13 protein-coding genes, 1 tRNA gene and 2 pseudogenes are annotated in these 19,962 nt (G+C 38.1%); 13 read left to right on the top strand and 3 right to left on the bottom strand.

From position 1 onward, the window contains the following. Positions 1-1,041 precede the first annotated feature (1,041 nt). The 4 genes from ACFINW_RS08725 (at position 1,042) to ACFINW_RS08710 (ending at position 7,013) form a co-directional block, all read left to right on the top strand. Positions 1,042-2,238: a multidrug effflux MFS transporter gene (locus tag ACFINW_RS08725; RefSeq protein ID WP_375641053.1), complete on the top strand. Its 1,197-nt coding sequence runs from the start codon at positions 1,042-1,044 to the stop codon at positions 2,236-2,238. A gap of 261 nt (positions 2,239-2,499) precedes the next feature. Then, entirely contained in the window at positions 2,500-3,231 is a 732-nt protein-coding gene (locus ACFINW_RS08720; RefSeq protein WP_375630347.1) for an alpha/beta fold hydrolase, read from the top strand. Further along, positions 3,228-5,402: an isocitrate/isopropylmalate family dehydrogenase gene (locus tag ACFINW_RS08715; protein WP_375674188.1), complete on the top strand. Its 2,175-nt coding sequence runs from the start codon at positions 3,228-3,230 to the stop codon at positions 5,400-5,402. Before ACFINW_RS08720 ends, ACFINW_RS08715 begins: the two co-directional genes overlap by 4 nt. Before the next feature lie 846 nt (positions 5,403-6,248). Then, entirely contained in the window at positions 6,249-7,013 is a 765-nt protein-coding gene (locus tag ACFINW_RS08710; RefSeq protein WP_375612480.1) for an N-acetylmuramoyl-L-alanine amidase, read from the top strand. Between the two features lie 1,238 nt (positions 7,014-8,251). Here the strand turns inward: ACFINW_RS08710 and ACFINW_RS08705 are convergent. Next, a complete protein-coding gene (locus ACFINW_RS08705; RefSeq protein WP_375621717.1) occupies positions 8,252-9,448 on the bottom strand; it encodes a porin in 1,197 nt (398 codons plus the stop codon). Positions 9,449-9,764: 316 nt separating this feature from the next. Between ACFINW_RS08705 and ACFINW_RS08700 the strand changes: the two genes are divergently transcribed. Continuing rightward, positions 9,765-9,855: transfer RNA gene (locus ACFINW_RS08700), tRNA-Ser, on the top strand. Between the two features lie 601 nt (positions 9,856-10,456). Here the strand turns inward: ACFINW_RS08700 and ACFINW_RS08695 are convergent. Next, entirely contained in the window at positions 10,457-11,677 is a 1,221-nt protein-coding gene (locus ACFINW_RS08695) for an MFS transporter (protein ID WP_375641051.1), read from the bottom strand. Beyond that, a complete protein-coding gene (locus tag ACFINW_RS08690; RefSeq protein ID WP_375621715.1) occupies positions 11,674-12,147 on the bottom strand; it encodes a hypothetical protein in 474 nt (157 codons plus the stop codon). The genes ACFINW_RS08695 and ACFINW_RS08690 overlap by 4 nt, the downstream gene beginning before the upstream one ends. Before the next feature lie 793 nt (positions 12,148-12,940). Between ACFINW_RS08690 and ACFINW_RS08685 the strand changes: the two are divergent. From ACFINW_RS08685 to ACFINW_RS08650, 8 genes and pseudogenes are all read left to right on the top strand, one after another. After that, positions 12,941-13,188 (top strand): annotated as a pseudogene (locus ACFINW_RS08685) (baseplate assembly protein); the annotation flags it as partial. A 316-nt stretch (positions 13,189-13,504) separates the two neighbouring features. Then, a pseudogene (locus ACFINW_RS08680) lies at positions 13,505-14,625 on the top strand (YbfB/YjiJ family MFS transporter). A 200-nt stretch (positions 14,626-14,825) separates the two neighbouring features. Continuing rightward, on the top strand, positions 14,826-16,580 hold the full coding sequence (locus ACFINW_RS08675; RefSeq protein WP_375674186.1) for an FAD/NAD(P)-binding protein: 1,755 nt from the start codon (positions 14,826-14,828) through the stop codon (positions 16,578-16,580). A 70-nt stretch (positions 16,581-16,650) separates the two neighbouring features. Continuing rightward, the gene (locus ACFINW_RS08670; RefSeq protein ID WP_375674184.1) at positions 16,651-17,247 is read left to right on the top strand and encodes a hypothetical protein; all 597 of its coding nucleotides are present in this window, start codon (positions 16,651-16,653) and stop codon (positions 17,245-17,247) included. Continuing rightward, positions 17,220-17,903: a hypothetical protein gene (locus ACFINW_RS08665; protein WP_375674182.1), complete on the top strand. Its 684-nt coding sequence runs from the start codon at positions 17,220-17,222 to the stop codon at positions 17,901-17,903. The genes ACFINW_RS08670 and ACFINW_RS08665 overlap by 28 nt, the downstream gene beginning before the upstream one ends. A gap of 14 nt (positions 17,904-17,917) precedes the next feature. Continuing rightward, positions 17,918-18,127, top strand: coding sequence for a 2-hydroxymuconate tautomerase family protein (locus tag ACFINW_RS08660; RefSeq protein WP_375607418.1), 210 nt, complete (start codon positions 17,918-17,920; stop codon positions 18,125-18,127). Positions 18,128-18,213: 86 nt separating this feature from the next. Then, positions 18,214-19,413 carry a phage tail sheath family protein gene (locus ACFINW_RS08655; RefSeq protein WP_375674190.1) on the top strand — a complete coding sequence of 400 codons (1,200 nt, stop codon included), beginning with the start codon at positions 18,214-18,216 and terminating at the stop codon, positions 19,411-19,413. A 3-nt stretch (positions 19,414-19,416) separates the two neighbouring features. Beyond that, the gene (locus ACFINW_RS08650) at positions 19,417-19,935 is read left to right on the top strand and encodes a phage major tail tube protein (protein WP_375621887.1); all 519 of its coding nucleotides are present in this window, start codon (positions 19,417-19,419) and stop codon (positions 19,933-19,935) included. The last annotated feature ends 27 nt before the right edge of the window (positions 19,936-19,962 follow it).

Genomic DNA, 19,962 nt, shown 5'->3' with positions numbered 1-19,962 from the left:
TTCCATGTTTTATCTCCTTGAATATGCTGGAGATACAATGCCTTTTTGCTAATTATGTTCCAAAAGGGATATAGAGCCGCTAAAAAGGAATAGGAAAATACTTTAAACAAATGTTTGTTATGAGAAGTAAAATGTGGCTATACAATCCAAAAGACCTCACTTATGTCTGAAAAAAAGCGGGCTATCCGTATACTATTATCATATTATCATCGAATTTCTCATGAGAGAGAATAATTTAAAAAAACTGGATACTATCGTTTATTGGTTTCTAGCTTATAAAGTAGGGGGTATATCTGCTTATTTTTATAAAAGTGTTACTGTTTTTATGGGAAGAATATTTATAAAATGAGATTAGAAGGCGCATTTGAAGATAAAAATAAATATCAGTAATGTTCAATTCATAGTGTTATAAAAGATCATGGATTAAGTTAAATAAAAAGCTTATTGAATTGTTATGACATCATATTTGTTAATATGTTACACGATAATTTTTTGATATTTATCTTAGATGAAGAGTTTTATGAAATGAGTAAGATATATTTGGTTGTGAGTTGGTTTGCAGAGAAAGCATTATATTTTATGGTATAGGGGATAGATCAAGATTTTTTACACAATTATTTGTGTTGATAGGGGCTTCAAGCTATTGTTGTGTTATGCGCCGTGTTTATACCATAGTGATTTTGGGGTAGAGACGTTAGAGATTGTTTTTCTGCTTTGCGTTTTGTCGATCAACTTTGATGGATATTGTATAGAAAGTGGGACTGTTGCCGTGGAGAGAGAGATTATGCTTTTGCTTATAATATCAATGAAAAAAGCAGCGGAAGATTACGGCAAAGTATTTGTACAGGAGAGCTTAGTTAGGGAATAACTTTTTAGCTCGTGAAGTTTGTAAAATAAAATGCTTTCTATAAGAAAAATAATATTTTTATAAAGTAAAATAATAACACTTTTAATAATTATTATTTGCATATATAAGCATAAAATATAATTATATTTAATTAAATACTATTTAATAACTACCTAAAAAGTGTGATTTTCTTTATGACTCATAAATATAACTTGCTATTTATTATACTTATCGTATGTTTATCGACGGGAGGATTGATTTCTACCGATATTTTTTTACCGGCACTGGGCGATATGCGTCAATATTATCAAGTGACACAATCTCAAATTCAAAGTGCAGTGGCGGTTTTTTTGTTGGCATTGGCACTTGGACAGCTCATTTATGGGCCGCTGAGTGATAATTTTGGGCGTAAAAAAACACTTCTATTGGGCTTATTCTTGTGGTTATTTACGACACTTGGTGTGATTTATACGGTTCATATTCACGCTTTTCTTGTGTTACGTTTTTTGCAAGGTCTTGGTGCTTGTGCGGGACTTGTCTTAAGTCGTGCAATTATCAATGATTTGTTGGATAAAAAAGCGGCTGGAAAACTTTATTTGATTGTTTTCCCTTTTATTGGAATGTCGCCAGCACTTGCACCTTTCATTGGTGGACTTTTGATACAGGCTTTTCATTGGCAGGCAACTTTTATCTTTTTAAGCTTTTTTATATTTTTGACCATTTTGCTATGTTGTTTTGTGCTAAGCGAAACTCTCCCCCCTCAAAAACGGCAGCATTTTTCTCCTATAGGATTGATGAAGGCATATTTAGGCGTTTTCAGAAATAAACAATTTATTTTTTATGCACTTATTCCGTGTTTTTCTTACGCAGCCTATTTTGCTTATATTGTGGAGTCGCCTTTTTTACTCACGACTTTGGGGTTATCACCGATACACATTAGTTATAGCTATATTGGTGTCTCGTTTCCCTATATTTTGGGAAATCTTTTGGCGCGATGGTTTTTTGAACGCGAGTCTATGGAAAAAACTGTGGGCAGAGGGTACATTATTTTTGTGATAGGTGGTGTGCTGTTTGCTTTGCAAATGTATCTAAGCCCATGGCCCCTTGTGACAAGTTTTATGGCTATTGCTGTTCTTACTTTTGGCAATGGTTTTTTATTGCCGTTAGGAACAGCGTTGGCTATTTCATCGCATCCGAAAGCTGCGGGAGCGGCTTCTGGTGTTATGGGATCTTTGCAATTAGGAAGTGCGGCACTCAGTGCAGCGGTTATCGGAAAAATCTCTGGTCATAGCCCACGGGCTATGGCAACTTTGTTAGCTGTGTGTTGTATGATTGGTTTTATCATTTATATTCAAAAAGCGCGTCATTTTATGACTTCAGAAATAAGCTGAGTAAATGATAAAAAGAAAGCATTATGCGGAAATGCTTTTGATGTTTTACACAAATGGGGCACCTGTACATTAGATGAATTTTTTTTATTAAGTTGCTGGATTGAGTGGATTTAAAATTTGTTACAAGCTTAGTTTGAGTTTAACAAATCGATTATTATGGGGGGAGAATATGAGCCTAGAGTTTCAACATATTTTCATTATATTGGGTGGGAAAATTTCTGGCTCTAATGCATGTTTAAAAATAAGGGGAGGAATTGATCAATGAGCCTTCCTATTATTATTCTTTCTCCTGTAATGCCAATTTGGGATGGTGGTGTTTTTTGTTCTCCATTGACAAAGCTATGTTCAACAAAAGGATTCCCTGTCACTCTGCTGGATACGCTTTCTCTTTTTCCTAAGAGTTCTCATGTTCTCAATTATTCTGCTGTAGACATTTTATCTTTTATGGCAGAAAAACTTAAAAGCTATTTTAAAGAGCCCGCAGTGCTTGTGGGATTTTCTATGGCTGGAACATTGGTACAAATATTGGCAGCCCAGCTTCCCAATGTTCAAGCTGTGCTTGCTGTGAATGCGCCTGGCTATCCAGATAAGGTTTTGCAACGGCGCCTTGGAGATATTCTTGCCTCCTTAGAAAATAATGATTTATCGGGGGCTTTGGAAATACTCAATGGTTTTATGCATCCTTCTGGCGTTATGAAAAAAAGAGTTTTATTGGAGATTCCCGATAAACAAAAAAGCTTGGCAATTGAACGCATGACAAGAGGCTTTAAACTCTTATTAGAAATAGATGCTAGAGATGAGATAGTTAAGTATAAGGGGAAGTTTTTAGCTTTAGTGGGAGAAAAGTCGCAACTTGCAACGGTAAATAATCAGACGAAAAGTCATAATCTGAACCATGAATATAAGATTATCTCTGGTGCTGGTACGCGTTTGTGGGAGGATAATCCTACTATGACGGATGCAGTTATTGATGAGTGGCTGGAGGGATTATGAAAAAGAAAGTTCTTGTATTACCTGGTGATGGGATAGGACCAGAGGTTTGTGATGCTGCGTTGATGGTTTTAGAGCAATTCCAATTGCCGATTGAATTGACTTATGGTGATATTGGTTTTGAATGTTGGAAACAGGAAGGAGCTTCTGTTCCTCAAGCGACTTGGCAAAAAATTACTCAGAGTGATGCTATTTTACTTGGTACTGTGACCAGTAAAGGAAAAGAAGCGGCTTTAAAAGAACTTGCTCCGCATTTAAAAGAGAAAAACCTTGCCTATGTTTCTCCCGCACTTCAACTTCGCCAAAAGTTAGGTTTGTTTGCGAATATACGTCCTGTAAGATACATCTTTGGTCCGAGAAAACCTTTTCATTTTTGTGTTATCAGAGAAAATAGTGAAGGCCTTTATGCTGGATTGGATTTTCGGGGTATTTCTCCTGAAACAGCCGTTTGGCTAAAACATCCAAATTTGACAAAATATGGGCTTGAGGAAGCTGCGTGGACAGTCCGTTTGCAGACACGCTTTGGTTTAGAGCGGTTATTTGAATACGCTTTTTCTTATGCAAGGAAATATAGCTTTAGGCGAGTTACTTTTGCTGATAAGCCCAATGTTATGCGAGAAAGTGGTCAGTTTGCTCAGGAAATTTTTGAGAAAATTGCGCAAAACTATCCGGAAATTGAAGCAGATATTCATAATGTTGATGCGGTTGCTTTGTGGATTGCAACCAAGCCAGAGCGGTTTGGTGTGATTGTTGCTGAAAATATGTTTGGCAATATTCTTTCTGATCTTGGCTCTGGGATAATGGGGGGATTGGGGCTTGCATCTCATGCGAATGTGGGGAGCGAGATTGCTTATTTTGAACCTGTTCATGGAAGCGTACCACGTATTGCTGGACAAAATAAAGCAAATCCTTCTGCGATGCTTTATACCACGGCTTTACTCTTAGAGCACTTAGGCTTTAAAGATGCAGCAAAACAACTGTCTGAGAGTGTTGATCAGGTTATTCGTGCTGGAAAAACCGTTACCTATGATCTTGGAGGTATAGCCTCTACCCGTCAAATGGCTGAAGCTGTTCGCAATTCTCTTATGAATTCTGTCTTTGTTCATCGTGCTGCCATTATTACTATTGGTGATGAACTCCTTTCAGGACAATATTTGAATACGAATTTACAAGATTTAAGCCAAAGCTTGAACAAGAGAAATATTCAAGTCACACGTCATTTTGTTTGTGCTGATCAATTACAGCAAATCAGTGAGACTGTTGTTTCTTGTCTTGGACAAGAAGATCTTATCATTATCAGTGGGGGATTGGGACCAACATCAGATGATAAAACACGCGATGGAGTTGCTCAAGCTGTAAAGCAGCCTTTGGTACATCATGAAGATGTTTGGCAAACAATAAAAGGTCAATTACAACGATTAGGGATTACGGCGGATAAGAGTAATGCACGTCAAGCATTGTTTCCTGAGACAGCAACTGTGCTTGATAATCCTACAGGCACAGCACCAGGGTTTTATCTCTCTTGCGATGGAAGTACACTTGTTGTTTTGCCTGGTCCACCATCACAGGCTCTTGCGCTTTTAGAGAATTATTTAGAACACAACGAGAAGAAATATTTTTCTGTATCGCGTGCGGAGTATGCATGGACTTTGATTGGAATTGATGAAAGTACTATTGCGCAGTGGGTTGATGATCATCTTGAAAATGAACCCTTTGAACGGCATTTTTTATGGAAAAGCCCCTATGTTTTGGTGCAACTGGTTGCTCAATCAGAAGCGCTCTTGGAACAACATTTCGTGGAAGCATTTGAAAATCATTTTCACCCCTATTTAGTTGGGGCAGAAGTTACTACTGCTTGTAAACAATTAGCGATGCATGCAGAGGTTCATTGGTCTGCCAATGATCCGCTGCTTTTAAAATATTTTCAGCCCATAGAAAAAGGTAAACAAGATATTCCACTGCTTGAGGTTGAAGTGAGCCTAGAGCCTTCTTTGGAGACATTAGAAAATCAAGCAGAAAGCCTTGGACATGCTACCATAACTATACGGATGAAAGGTTATGGTGAGGATTATATTACTTTTCCCTATACGCGACCACTTTTAGGTGTCGTCTTACAAGAATATGCAGCTTGGGCTGTCTTAAAAAGATATTTGAAAACGGAGAAGAAAAAATGAAACTCTATGGGGATGTAACAATATTGCTTAAATTATTAAACGTTCTATTATAGGAAGTATTTTGATCCTTTTCTTCAGTGGTTTTTGTCTATAGGATAATTTTTCTTTTGATGTGTCATTAAATGACTTTGATTGATTCAAGATTAAGAAAAACTTTACGATATTAGGCTCGCTATATTCAATATTTATAATGATTAATTATGATTATAAATCAAGATGTTATCTTTCATGGAGCTGATGACAAGGAATCCAGAGACGTCATGTACCGCAAGCGTTGTAGATAATTAAGATTCTTTGTAAATCAAAAAGTGATGGTGTGAAAAGACAAGAAGTCGTGTCATTTACAGGAAAGCTTTGCAAATTTTATTGAACAATATGTCCGTGAAGAGTTTATTGCGAACATGTGCCGTTCTGTTATCTGATAATAAATTGCTGTAAAGAGCTCATAAAATTTTTCCTTTAAGTTTTTGTGTGATTGCATGATCGTTGGGTGTTCACTTCCGAGGGGTGAGATTTTTCAATTTGATAACAGGAAGAACTATTTTTTCTGTAAGACGTGAAGATTTAAGGAGTGATCATTTTACGCTTTTGTTTTCTTTTTGATTGGTAATTTGTAGGAATTTTTTTGGGGAAAATATTTAATGTGGTTAAAAACATTTTATGCGTGTGTGGGAGAAAAATAAAAATGTGGTCTTAATTGTTGATAAGAGTGTCAATATTTTTGATGAACAAATTTTAGTCGTAATTCTTAGTATCTAGATGGGAAGTTTATTGCATTTTTTAACAGTTCGTATTCTATCTGTTGTGATGCGCAGTGGTTTTTTAAGCAAAAAAGAAAGGGCTTTTATGTATCAGATTGATTACAACAGTTATCGTTCTGTCAAAAGTTTTAGTCGTCGCGTTCATTTTCTCGTTATGCATTATACGGCTATTGATTTTAAAGCCTCGATTATGGCGCTTACAGGAGAAAAGGTTAGTGCACACTATCTTGTTCCTGATCCTTCAGAGCAGACATATCGTGAGGCAGGCTTTAAGGATATGCGTATTTTTAATCTGGTTGATGAAAATGAGCGTGCATGGCATGCGGGTGTGAGTTCATGGGCTGGGCATAGTCATCTCAATGATGCATCTATCGGGATTGAAATCGTTAATTTAGCGACTTATCATGATGGGACGGGTATGTTTCCTCCTTATAATCCAATACAAATTGATGCTGTTAAGGAACTTGCCTTGAATATTTTTCAACGGTATCCTGATATTATGCCAACAGATGTTGTGGGACATAGTGATATTGCCATTGGAAGAAAAAGTGATCCAGGAGCAGCTTTTCCATGGAGAGAACTTTATAGCGCAGGTATAGGAGCATGGTATGATGATGAACTAAAAAGTCATTATCAAGAGCAATTCTCTAAGAATTTGCCACCCAAAGAAGATGTTTTGGCGAAGCTAAAATGTTATGGATATGACATTTCTGCTGCGTGTACCCAAACAGGATACAAAGATTTGATCCGAGCATTTCAACTTCATTTTCGTCAAGAAAATTATGATGGGATTCTAGATGTTGAAACAGCAGCAATTCTTTATGCATTGGTTGATAAGTATTTTCCGTGAATTCAATGCGTTTTAATTGAAAATATGGCTTATGATTACGTGTAAGCCTTTTTATTATCAGGAAAGGCTGCTTTTTGCCAATTGGCTTTATGTAAAAAGGGCATTAATCGTGTAAAAAATCCCCTGTACGGTATAAGGCGTTTTATGGAAACATAACTCTGAAAGCTCTATGATTTGCAGAGATTAAATTTTACTGTTTCTTTTCTTCCTTTAAAAACGCGTAAAGTCAAGATGTTGCGTATATCATGGCATGTTCCTTACGCAGGGTAAAACGCTTCAAATAAAATGGATTTGTATTGTATATTTCCATGCTTGTTTTAAAGAAATGTCTTTTAGTGTGTATCACAACATATATTTTACAGCGACGTTCATAGAGAATATAATCTAAAATCCTCTATGAAGTGTATCCTCATTTTTATGCTTAATAAAAGTGCCTAGCATTATCGTACATTTTGTCAGATCTCAATGTTACGACAACCCTTGGAATTTAAAACGATTCATAAAAGGATTTTCTTTACTCGTTTTTATTCACACGGCTCTCTCCGCTTGTCGTGTACAAGTGACAGGTTTTGGTTGATTGAAACATGAAAAATAAAAAATTATGATTATAAATCAATGTGATGTAGGTTCAGGAAAAATAGGGGTATTTACAGATTGCTCCTGATAGGAGGCTCTATTCTTTAGAAGGGGAAGAGGTCAATTCATTTTTTGAAGATATATCGCTTTTCTCTTTTATTGCTTTAGGGAATATTTGCATCGTTTTGACAGCATGTTTCTTGATGATTAAGTTTTTTAATGAAGCCGTGTTATAAAACATTGTGTTTTATAGTGTTGATAGAAGACACATTCAGGCATATCAAAAACACAATGATGTCTTGTTTTTTCAATAGTTTATCTGTTCAGTGTAGAATTTATTTGAGAAGATCATGACCTAAATTAACAAAGGTTAGAAGTAAATTACCAAGAAAGACCAATTTGGTCATAAAGCAAAGGGGTTATTCATGCTTTAAAGGGCAAGGAAGAGATTGTGTTTGAAGTAATGTGTAAACGCCCGTGTGAGGTGCTCTTATCAAGCATATCAGGTTAATCTTCTAAGAGTAGTTTTATGAAACTAAGGCGGTTTTTTTTCGAGAGACAAGACAATACGTATCAGGAAAAGATATTCATGATATTTGATTTCAAAAATAAAAACTGGCAAACCATGTTGCCAGTTTTTAAAAGCTGTAGCTTAAATAGGATTAGAATGAACGCTGTAAACGGATCATACCTTGAAAAGCACTTTTCTTATTGAATAAATGTTTTTCATTATTATTTTTATCCGTCACAACGCGATCATCATTCCAATTAACATAGGTTAATTCAGGTGTAATCACAAATCCTGGAACCAGCGTGTATGTAATATTTACAGAAGTTGCAAAGGTTTTTACAGCACTATAAGAAACTTGAGCATTCAAATTTGCTTTTGGAGTAAGCTTGTAAGTGGCACCCGCCCAAGCAGCCCATTTACCACCCCAGTTTGCATAAATTGTTGTGCTTTTTCGTGATAACTCATCATTTGCATTTACTGTGTAGTAATCAAGGCCATTTTTATAGCCAGCCATTACCCATAGATTGAAACGATCGTTGACATTGAAATCTGCACGTACTTTTCCAGCCCACTTTTTGTAGTAAGTATCATATGCTGCAACTGCTGAAAAACCACCCCATTTTTGCATGAACTTTATACCCAAAACCACATTCGGGGTGTAATTTTTAATGGCTTTACTTGGAAGAGTACCCTCAGTGATAGAAACAAGCTTATCATCTTTATCAATGTAGTATCCTGTTATTCCTGGAAGAGAATCTGCAATATTGCCTAATTCAGCGCCGATAATAGCAGAAAAGCCGGAATCACCATTAAAGGTGTAGGAAATAAAATTAGTGCGTGTTGTGCCGGCAGGCGCTATGCTGTCATCATTGAGAACATTTCCATAACCACCAGTCCAACTGTTGAAAATTGTATCATCAAGACCTACGCGAAAACCACCCAGTTCAATGTAAGCTGCTGCAAGCCTTGCACCAGCTTTATCATTACCATCACCCCAGCTTGAATAAATTCTTGCATATGAACGAAGTGTTCCCATTTCTGTTTCAGAAGCTGCTTGAAAAACAAGGGTGAGCCGTGATGATGCGCCATAGGTTTTTCTTTTGTCTCTTAGTTCAGTTTCGGTTGTTGCATCGATATTATCACCGCCTATAAAATCAGTACGAACATTTCCTGATAAACGCATGCAGGTTTCTGTTCCAGGGATATAAAAATATCCTTTTCCGTAGGCATCACAAACGCGAATATATTCTACAGGCTCAGGTTCGGCGATAACTGTTGAAGCAGCATGTGCTCCAGAAATTGCTAAAAAAGCTGCTGTAGAGCTTAAAAAGAGGGATTTAATATTCATATGGGATCTCCGAGGTCCGGTTAAATTTCTTCTAAAGAGTACCATTTGCCTAACGCATTAAGGACAAAGACATAAGTAAAATACGCAGCACTTGTTATCTTAGCTATAACTAATCTTTTTAGAGTTTCAAATATGAAATTACCTTTTTGTAATATATACATGTACTATTCGAAATGCTGTGGTAAAAAAGACACAATTTTTGTTTTATTAACTTTTGCTCCTTATGGGATCAATAAAGGAAAAAAATTTCAGATATTTGGGAAAAAAATCGAAAATGTCTTGAACTTTCTGTTGATACCATTTATGCCTCTCTGTTGGAGAGGTGGCCGAGTGGTCGAAGGCGCTCCCCTGCTAAGGGAGTAGGGCTCAAAAGGCTCTCGAGAGTTCGAATCTCTTCCTCTCCGCCATCTATTGTTATAAAAGCAGTTGACTGTGTATCGGAATTCTGTTTATCCCGTTGGGATTATGCCTCTCATATAAAAAGCATGTTCTAAACACAAATATACTTGTATTGCCGATTTATGCGCTTGTTTTAAAGAGATATCTTTGCAATGTGTATAAGCCCATTTTGCGACGCTGCCTCGTAAATGGTATAAAACACAAAAGTTTCTGTGAGACATATAAAGCCTTATAAAGCCACATCATTTGTATACTTATGAAGATGCAAAGAGGCATATTATATATCTGCTTATATATCTGCCTTCCTGTTGTTATAGATTTTGACTATGAGAGTTCATAAAAGGCATTTTTCCTTTCTAAATCGTTTTTATTTATACGGCTTTCTTTGCTTATGATGTGCAAGCAAATGATTTTGATTGTTTCAACCATAAAGCAGATTTGAAAAGAAAGAATCTTACAATATTCGCGTTTGGTATATTATCATTATAAATCAACGTGTTGCTTTATATTTGCATTGTGTATTGAAAGTTGGATGTGGCAATGCTCTCAAAAAAGTTATAGATTTCTTTTAGAAGAAAACATTGTGGGTGAAATGTTATGGTTTTCCTCTCATAGAGACTTTTGAGAGTGTTTCATCCATCTCATGACAACCAAACCACACATGAAAAAAGTAATGGTCGGTAATATTAGGTAGTAAGATGGAGAAACTTTTGCAGGAAGAAAAGAAATAATACTCAATACTGTAATTGAAAATATTCTTCCGCTAAAAGAGACAGCACCAACAACACCGGAAATATGCTGCGTTTGTTTTTGGTTAAGTTCTGAGAAAAATAAGCTTTTTGCACCGATCGGTACAGTGCAAATAAATCCATGGATTAAAGAGAAGGCGATGACTGATGCAGCCGTTTGATGGCTATGAACTGAAAAATAGAGCGCTATGCACATCAGCGCAGAAAAGAAGGAAAAATATTTTATAGAATTCTTATATTTTTTATCAAGAACATGATACTTAGACATCAGCAAATTTGAAAAATATTGTGCTGAAAAGGCTCCAATATGGCAGCACATCAAGACGAGCATTTGCGAACCGTTGAGGTGATGAATTTTTCCCCCTAAAAGTATTATTGGTTGCCAGAAATGATAAATAATCTGAATACCAGCGCTAAAAAGGCACATGAGGAAAATAAACCATGCTCCTCCTACTGTATTTTGAAATATCCAGAGCGTTTCCTTGGCATTGTGCAAGATTGTTTTTGTTTTGGACGTTTCAATTGTCGTTTTCTTTTCTTCAGGAACAATAAGGAATATCAAAAAAATAAATCCCATCATGAGGCATGAGATGATATATCCCATAAAATATCGTCCAGAGTAATAGATCGTTCCAATTCCTACAATCCCACTGAGAATACTTCCAAAAGAGTTAACCTGGTGGTAGAGATGAGCATAATGCGAAAAGTGATCCTGTTTATCGCCTAGAGAATGGTAAATCCATCCGTCAATGGCGCTGACAATGATGCAAATGCCTGCTGCATAGAGAATTTGCGCAATAATAAGTGCTGTCATATTGGGAGCTTGAAGGCATAGAAGATAAAATACTCCTGTCATAAAGACCCCAGCCATAACGGAATATTTACGCCGATATCTGTCAGATAAAACAGCGCAGGGAAAATCAAGCAGCAGAATGGTGGTGGAAAAGACAACCTGAAGCAGAGCTAATTGCGCCAGATTCACTCCCATGGACATTAAAAAAATTGCATGGTAAACGCCGATCAGCATGCGGACAGCATTATAGGAGCCATAGGTGAGAGCAAGGGTGCGTGCTCTGTTCATTGTGTTGTTCCATAGATTGTACAATAAGAATTTTCATTGAAAAGAATATTTTTCTGTGAAAAGGTAGCAGTTTCATATCCCCATTCAGGGATTAGTGGAAAGAAGGCTTCCATAACCATCCCAAAATTTAAAAGGTCCCTTAGTCCATATGGGACTTCAAAGCGTATTAATGAGAGCAAATGATGCAATTTTAAAGTGATTATGAGGAGCAACATAAGCCTCATAAATGAGATTGTCATCTTTTGAGGGGAGTTGCTTGTGGGACTGTTGCTTTCATAGCAATCATTTTGTCTAGATCTGTAAAATGATCCTAGGACGGCAAGATCATTGACATAATTAGAACTTATAGAGGCTTGTTTATTTTTTATACACCATTTACTGATCCATTCTCTTTGCTGATCAGCTGAAATAGCACAAATGATCCATAAATCGGTTTTTGGTAATTTTTTGATATCTTTTTTTATAGTCATCAACATTTGTAATCTCCCCCTTTCTTTCTGACTGTTTCTCCGTATCACTTTACGTCTAAAAAAGTTTTTTTCAGAATTCATCTTTACTTTATTTATTAAAAATTTATTAAAAAGATTGTCTCGCAAGGTGCTTTTTAATCACGTCATTACGATTAAGAATTAAATTTCTGATATAAGAGGAAGGGTGCATGATACATTGTGACTAAATACATAAATCCCTCCGTATCCTGAAATGACGATTTCCTTTTGCAAAACAGTATCTTGAATGGAAGCTCGATAACCGTTACGTTGATTATGGAAATGATACCCTAAAAGAGTGCTTATGAGTGCTTGAAGATATTCTTTAGATATTACAGATAGGACAAGAAAATAGTTTAAAAAAATCAAACGTGGGATAAAAGCTTTCATCTTATGATGGGTAATGGTGAATTTTAAACTTCATCTACTGTTTTTTTGAGCTACTGTGCTGTAAGAAAGATCAAACTCCCCCAATTCATGTCTCTAATTTAGATCATTGATCATAAAACATTATATACTGTCTTTTCACATTATAACTTTGCTCATTGCTTGTCTTCACTGATTAAATCAACATTTCTCTAAAAATGCCGCTTGAGAAAAATGCATCCTATCAGTTTAATATTCTATGATCTTTTAATTAATTTAAAGAAGATAACATAAAATATACGATAAAAAATGAATAAATTTCAATTTTTATAAAAAAACAAACTTTTTACTGTTGCTGATAAAAAACAAAGCTATATTAAAAGTAGCCTTTATACCCTTCAATATCATTGATTTTTGGTTGTTACCGGATGAAGGCTCCTTTGTTTTGGAAAGAGCGGAGCAGAATTTAAGAGCAGAATGGGCGCGTGCGCAAAAGCTTGTCCTTGATCTCTCTTTAAGTTGGATACTAAGCCGCTTGATGGTTGAGGGTGTTCACCATGTGAACACAACGCAACCTTGTAAGGATATTTTAGTCATACCTGATGAAGCAGAGCTTTAGGGGATATTGTCATGTTTGAACGGGGGCGTGCTTATTGATTTCCTCGTTGTTATTGCTGCTTAATTTCAGCCATTATTTTTCTGAAAAAGAAGCTTTGTAGGGAGAAGATCATACATGGAGCAGAGTGTAAAACGATGAAATGCATATAACTGATCCAGTAATGTTGACAATAATCGCTCAATATGTTGCTCTGATTACTTAAACAAATGGCTAGATTGGCTTTTATTCTCTGAGATAAGTGTTACTCTCGATGAGATAGAACGCGGATGAGGGAGCTATCAGTTAAGGGATTAAGAGTAATGGGGGGAAAATAATCGTCAAGATTTGAGTTATTTCAAAATCGCTGTATTCGGTATGATTATTATGATTTTGGGGATGGGAATTGGGCGATTTTTCTATACGCCGGTATTTCCAGTTATGTTGGATGAAGGATTGTTTACCTTTAAGCAACTTTCTTATATAGCTAGTGCTAATTATGGCGGTTATTTAGTTGGGAGTATGTTTTTTTGTTTTGCAGAGTTGGGAATATATCCCGTGCTCCCTACATGCTATTTGGTGCAGCTATAGTGACGAGTGTACTTATTTTTGCCATGGCGTTAACAACAAACTTTTACTTGGTCTTCTTTATCCGCTTTGCTGCCGGTATCGCGAGTGCAGCAATGATGATTTTTGGTTCTATGACGGTTATGCAGCATAGTCACAAGCTGTGGGTTATTGCTTCGCTCTATGCAGGTGTGGGAGTTGGTATTCTGCTGGGTAATGAGTATGTTATTATTGGTTTGAGTAAATCGCTGAACGCGAAAAATATTTGGTTTGGAGCTGGTTTTATATCTGTTGTATTATTGCTCTTGTTGTTTATTTTATTTCCACGTCGTGTTGATGCGTCTCAATTTGCTATTAATGAGTCATTGGCACACGAAAATATCGTTTGGTGGGAACTCGCTCTGATTTATGGGCTTGCTGGGTTTGGTTATATTATTGTCGCGACATATCTTCCTCTGATGGCGAAAACATTTAATTTCCCACTACTTGCTAACCACTTATGGTCGTTTGTCGGAATTGCCATTGTTCCTAGTTGTTTCATTTGGTTATGGGGAGCCCATCGGTGGGGGGTATTACGTTGTCTGATGCTCAATTTGCTTATCCAAGGAGGATGCGTATTACTGACATTATTCAGCCAGTCTCTTGTACTGATCGTTCTCAGTTGTATAGGGTTTGGATTTACTTTTATGGGGACGACTTCTTTAGTTATGCCGTTAGCTAAGCGTTTATATGCGCCGTATGGTATAAATCTGCTAGGCTTGGCTACCTTAACTTACGGTTTTGGCCAAATATTAGGACCTCTCTTGACGAGTTTTTTACAGTCTGGTTCATATGCCATTGCGCTTTCCGTTATCTGTGGTGCTGTAGCGCTTTTTGCCGCTGCTGGAATCTGTCAATATTGTCTTTGTAAAAAGGTCGTTGACGTTTCATAAATCCGCAATCTTCACTAAAAAGTCAGAGAATTTATTCCATTCTTTTTGAAACATTTTGTGAAAGTCAAATTATTCTATTAGGGGAGATTACAGAATGCTTCACTCTACAGTCGCTATTTTGGGCGTTGGTCCTCGTGGGATCAGTATTCTCGAACGCTTGCTCACACTTTATTCCCATTATCCATTTTCTGGAAACATTATTGATTAATCCCAATGAGATGGGAACTGGTTCCCATAGTGTGCATCAGCCAGATCATTTATTGGTTAACACTGTCGCTTGCCAGATTACTTTATTTGGTGATGATACAGTTAAGGGGGTAGGGCCTATTCATAAGGGGCCGAATTTTTATCAATGGGCTAGTCAACAAGGTTATCGTAATATTAACGGTGTTTTTTCTCGTACAGAGCATGATGTTGGGAGAGAAATCAAAGAAAATGATTATTTATCACGTCGTTTGTTAGGGGAATACCTGTCTTGGGCTTACCAAGAGCTCACGCAAGATTTACCTTTCGCTATTCGTATTAAGGAGATCCGACAAAAAGTTATCAATCTCCATATCCACCAAGATCATAAAACGGATGTTCTTTTGGAAGATGGCTGTCGTTACAGTGTAGATTTTGTTTCCATGACCACGGGTCACGGTATGAATATATATTCATCGCATGATGAAAGCCTGCAACAGTTTGTGGCTGGTCACCAAATGAAAAACGCTCTTCTGAACTATTATTCGAATCCTTATCCAATTGAAAAGTTGGACTCTATACAATCTCAGTCTCGTGTGCTGGTGCAGGGAATTGGATTAACTAGCTATGATGTCTTGTCGCAATTGACTTACGGTCGCGGTGGGACTTTTACTGAAAATGCTGGACAATTGCGCTACATGCCAAGCGGCAAAGAACCTGCGACAGCTCTATTCTCTCGTCAAACATTGCCTTTTAGTAGTCGCGGGATTAATCAAAAGGGTGGTAGTGGGCAATACATACCATCATTCCTTATTCTCGATGCAATACATCATCTGCGTAAGCAATCCAGCATTGCTAACGGCTCTCCGAAGCTGGGTTTCGAAACGCAGCTTTTACCTCTGTTGCTTAAAGAAATGTGTTATGTCTATCGAAGTACGCAGCTGGGGCACTGGCTAGACCCTGAAACCTATGTTGTTACTTCCAAAGACGAGCAGTGTATTCAAGCGTTGCTGTATCCTTATCGAAATAAAATATTTGCCTCTTTGAAGGATTATACAAGATTCTTCATGGAGCATTTGAAGGACGATCTTCATTCTTCCGCTGCAGGTAATGTTGATGGCCCAGTGAAAGCTGCTACAGATGTGCTACGAGATGTCCGTGATATCTTACGTTCAGCAATTGATTTTTGCGGGTTAACGTCTTCATCTCACAAGTACTTTATTGAATATTTTAATCCAAACTTTAACCGTATTTCTGTCGGCCCACCGATGCAGCGAAACCAAGAGTTGAGGGCTCTGATGGAGGCTGGTATCGTGACTTTGGCTGGCGGACCTTCACCTAAACTTGTTCTCAATGCTAGTACCAGCCGTTTCGAAATTCAGTCTGTTTTTCAAGATGAAAACAGTTCAGTTGATGGAGATGTGCTGATCAAGGCCAAGATTGATCGTTTTTCTCCGTTGCGTGATGAGTCCCCTTTTATCCAGAATTTGGCTGGTCAGGGCATCATTCGACCATTTATCAACCAAGGATATCATCCTGGTGGTATTGATATTGGCTGTCAGCAGCATCCTATAGACACTAAAGGACAAGTACAAAATACATTATGGGTGGTCGGTAATCCAGTAGAGGGTCCCAATTTTTATACATATATTTTGCCTAGGCCTTTAGTTAATTCGCGTGCACTGCGGGATGCAGGGCACTGTGTCACTGACATGTACGAGCAGCTTCTTAATTGCCAATCAGTCAAAGATTCAATAATTAATGTACATTGATGATGTAAAAAGCTTCCTGATACGCATGTCCTCCGTATCCGTTATAATGGCGATGCTATTCATTTTTCTTATGTCTATCTCAATAAGAACTTGGTTTCTTATTCCATTGGCTGGAGTGACTGTTTTCGGTTATTTGCTTTTGACGATACCATACTGGTGGTTGAAGGGTAATGCACGCAGTGGTGTGTTCATCCTGTTGGTTTGTGCTTTAGTGCTGATATGGCGTTGGCACTTGCCTGATGTTCATACTGTGCTTGTGCGTTTTACTGATGTCTTTTGGCTATTACTCGCTATGGGATTGTTGCACCATGTGATGAATACATGGCGTATTTCAGAATTTCTCTCTGAACGGTTGATGCGCTATGGAAAGGGTTCGCTTACCCTGTCCATCGCGATACTGACTGCGTTTTTAGCTTGGCCGATGAGTTTGGGGGTTATCCCCCTAATGATTGATGCCTTGAAGAAAAGTGTTTTTCCCTCTCGCGATTTGGCCGCTATTGTGATGCGAATGATGAGCATCACGATGGTACTGATGCCGACCAGCATCGGTGCAGCAACAGTTTTCGCTGCTATGCCTAGAACACCAATATTCACATCCGCTGCTTGGGGATACCACTTTTTCTATTTAGTCTGTTGTTGTTGTGCCTTTCTCCTGTTGTACCGCTAGCTAACCCGATTATTTGCGATGAGAGAAGAGCGAATAAAGAAGGAGAGAGAGTAAGAATTTGGATTTTTTTGATATTTTTCTGGCTAATATTTATCGTTGCGTTGACAGTTATCAAGTTGAATGCACTAAAAAGCATTGCATTGACGGCGAGCATTCTATACCTCATTGAGCGTGGGAGTTCACGCAGTATTGATTTTTTGACTCCTTTGGTGGCAGTGATACGCAGTATATCCAGTGAAATTATGTTGTTGCTAGGTTGTAGTCTGCTAATATCTACGTGTGATTTGCTTATTCCTTTGTTGCCGGTGACGTTTAGTCACTCATTGGCATCACTCTCTGTTTGGCAGCGTTATGCCTGTATTCTCTTTGTATTGCCAATTTTCAGTGTAGTAGGAATTCACCCTATGGTGCTATTTAGTTTGGCATTTCCCTTACTAGGGTCATCGATGGCTTATGGGGTTATGGATTATTTGGTTTGGATTTGCTTCTTTATTGCAGCTCAACTCCTTTCTCCTGTATCAATAAATGCTATTTTTGCTTCCAGTAGCCTGCATATTTCACCGGTGGATACGAGCTTTAAAATGCATAGTTATTATGTATTAATATTTAATCTTTTTGCGTTCATTTATTTGAGCTTTTTTATTCAATATTTGTAAATTATGGAGATCTTATGCCTTACATAAATATTAAAATTACTAATGAAGGGGTTACCTCTGAACAGAAACGGCAACTAATAGAAGGGGCAACTCAATTATTAGTTAATATTCTGAATAAAAATCCGAAAACGACTGTTGTCGTGATTGATGAAGTGGAGACAGACAATTGGGGTATTGGTGGTGTCCCCATTACAGAATTAAGAAAAGCTCAAAATAAAGAATAACTTTGTGTATTTGACAATAATTTAAGGTCAATAGGGTTAATCAATGTAAAAAATCGCGTCCTTTAACAACATTTGATCAGACCGCCATTGGGGCGGTTGTCACAGCGCCTGATGCCGATGCACAAACCTACCCCCTCAACGAGCCTGTCCTTCTTTTTACGCATGAGACGGAGAAAATCCAAAAGCTTGGAACAAGAGGCACAGCTCTTGATGTTATTAATGCTGTGTGCGCACAGGGGATTGAGGCACAAATTATCCTTGTGCGGGTAGAAGAAAAATCAACCATTGCTGAGACACAAACCGAAATGGTGGGATCCAATACTCACTTGACGGGTGTGCATGCTTTAGCGCATGCTAGAGGGCATTTGGGTGTGGAACCTGGAATTCTCTTAGCACCGGCTTATAGTGCAGGGCGGATTGACAATGGCAAAAACCCTGTGGCAGACGCTTTAGAACAGGTTGCAGAAAAGCTACAAGCGATTGCGGTTTTTGATACGGGGGGTAAAAACACGCAAGAAAGTCTTGCCTATCGTGCAGATTTTTCCTCACGCTTTTGTTATTTGATTGATCCCTTTGTACGGGTGGCAAATCGTGAGGGGGGTGTTAGTGTTAAACCCGCAAGTCCTTTTGCAGCAGCCATGTTTATCAAACGTGACAAGCAAAGGGGCGGTGTTTTTTGGTCTCCCTCCAACCAAGATGTGCATGGCATTTTAGGGACAGCACGCCCCATTAGCTATTTTGATGGGGAAATCGATCATGAGGCAAATCGCCTTAACCAAGCCGATATTGCGACCTTTATTCCAGCACGGCTTAGCCAAAATGCGCATGGGCAAATGGCTGCCAATGGGCGCATTTTATGGGGAAATCATACCACCTCCAGTGACCCATTGTGGCGCTTTGTCAATGTGGTGCGCACCCGTGCAGCCTTGGAAAAAACCATCATTAACAATTTGCGCCCTTGGGCGAATGATGAAAACCTTACTGGTCAACATGTCATTGCCATTACCCGCTCTTTGACCAGCTTTCTTGATGATATGATTGCGCGTGGTGCGCTTTTGGGTGGCCGTGTTTGGTTTGACCGCGATTTAAATTCCAACAGCACTTTACAATTGGGAAAATTGCGGGTGGAATTTGATGCAGAAGAAGTGCCACCTTTAGAAGATTTGAGTTTCGGCAGCCGGCGCAATAGCGCTTATTTTGACCGTTTGGCGCAAGATATCCAAAAGAAAATGACTTATCAATTTGGCGATACGCTTGAAACTTATCGCAAAGCAGCAAGGAGTTAAAGCATGACTTTACGCATTGTACGCGGTTTTACCTTGATTGTTGATGATGATGTGAATCTTCACCTTGATCTTGAAACATTGAAACTGCCCACGTTGGAAGAAATTACAGAAACCTATCAACCGGGCGGCTCTGATATGCAAATTGATGTGAGCGGTCTTGGTGTCAAAGCCCTTGGCTTGCAAATGAAAATCCGCAGCCATACCCCCGAAATTATCGGCATCTTTGGTGGTCCTCCTGGTCTTCGTCATAAATTCACTGGCAAAAAACATGTGATCTCTGAAGAAGATGGGCGTGAGCATGAACATTCCATTGATGTAACAGGGCGCTTGGTCAAAGTCGATAGCGAAGGCTTAACGGCTGGAAAAGCGACAGGCTATGATTGCGAGATCAAAAATATTTGGGATTATACGGAATTTTGGGATGGTTCTGTTTTGCACCGCTTTTCTTTTAAACGGGGCGGCTGGCTTGTCCGCAACGGGCAAGAGATCGGTTCTCGCCGCCGCTCTATTCTCAATTTATAGGAATTGATCATGACAAGTTTACAAACC

The organism is Bartonella sp. AA18HLJMS (assembly GCF_042197245.1).
Lineage (GTDB): Bacteria > Pseudomonadota > Alphaproteobacteria > Rhizobiales > Rhizobiaceae > Bartonella.
This window is presented reverse-complemented; position numbering and strand designations above follow the sequence as displayed.

Bases quoted from the DNA above. Each gene is read 5' to 3' on its own strand.
- ACFINW_RS08725 (WP_375641053.1), top strand. From the start codon at position 1,042: ATGACTCATAAATATAACTTGCTATTTATTATACTTATCGTATGTTTA.
- ACFINW_RS08720 (WP_375630347.1), top strand. From the start codon at position 2,500: ATGAGCCTTCCTATTATTATTCTTTCTCCTGTAATGCCAATTTGGGAT.
- ACFINW_RS08715 (WP_375674188.1), top strand. From the start codon at position 3,228: ATGAAAAAGAAAGTTCTTGTATTACCTGGTGATGGGATAGGACCAGAG.
- ACFINW_RS08710 (WP_375612480.1), top strand. From the start codon at position 6,249: ATGTATCAGATTGATTACAACAGTTATCGTTCTGTCAAAAGTTTTAGT.
- ACFINW_RS08705 (WP_375621717.1), bottom strand. From the start codon at position 9,448: ATGAATATTAAATCCCTCTTTTTAAGCTCTACAGCAGCTTTTTTAGCA.
- ACFINW_RS08695 (WP_375641051.1), bottom strand. From the start codon at position 11,677: ATGAACAGAGCACGCACCCTTGCTCTCACCTATGGCTCCTATAATGCT.
- ACFINW_RS08690 (WP_375621715.1), bottom strand. From the start codon at position 12,147: ATGACTATAAAAAAAGATATCAAAAAATTACCAAAAACCGATTTATGG.
- ACFINW_RS08670 (WP_375674184.1), top strand. From the start codon at position 16,651: ATGTCTATCTCAATAAGAACTTGGTTTCTTATTCCATTGGCTGGAGTG.
- ACFINW_RS08660 (WP_375607418.1), top strand. From the start codon at position 17,918: ATGCCTTACATAAATATTAAAATTACTAATGAAGGGGTTACCTCTGAA.
- ACFINW_RS08650 (WP_375621887.1), top strand. From the start codon at position 19,417: ATGACTTTACGCATTGTACGCGGTTTTACCTTGATTGTTGATGATGAT.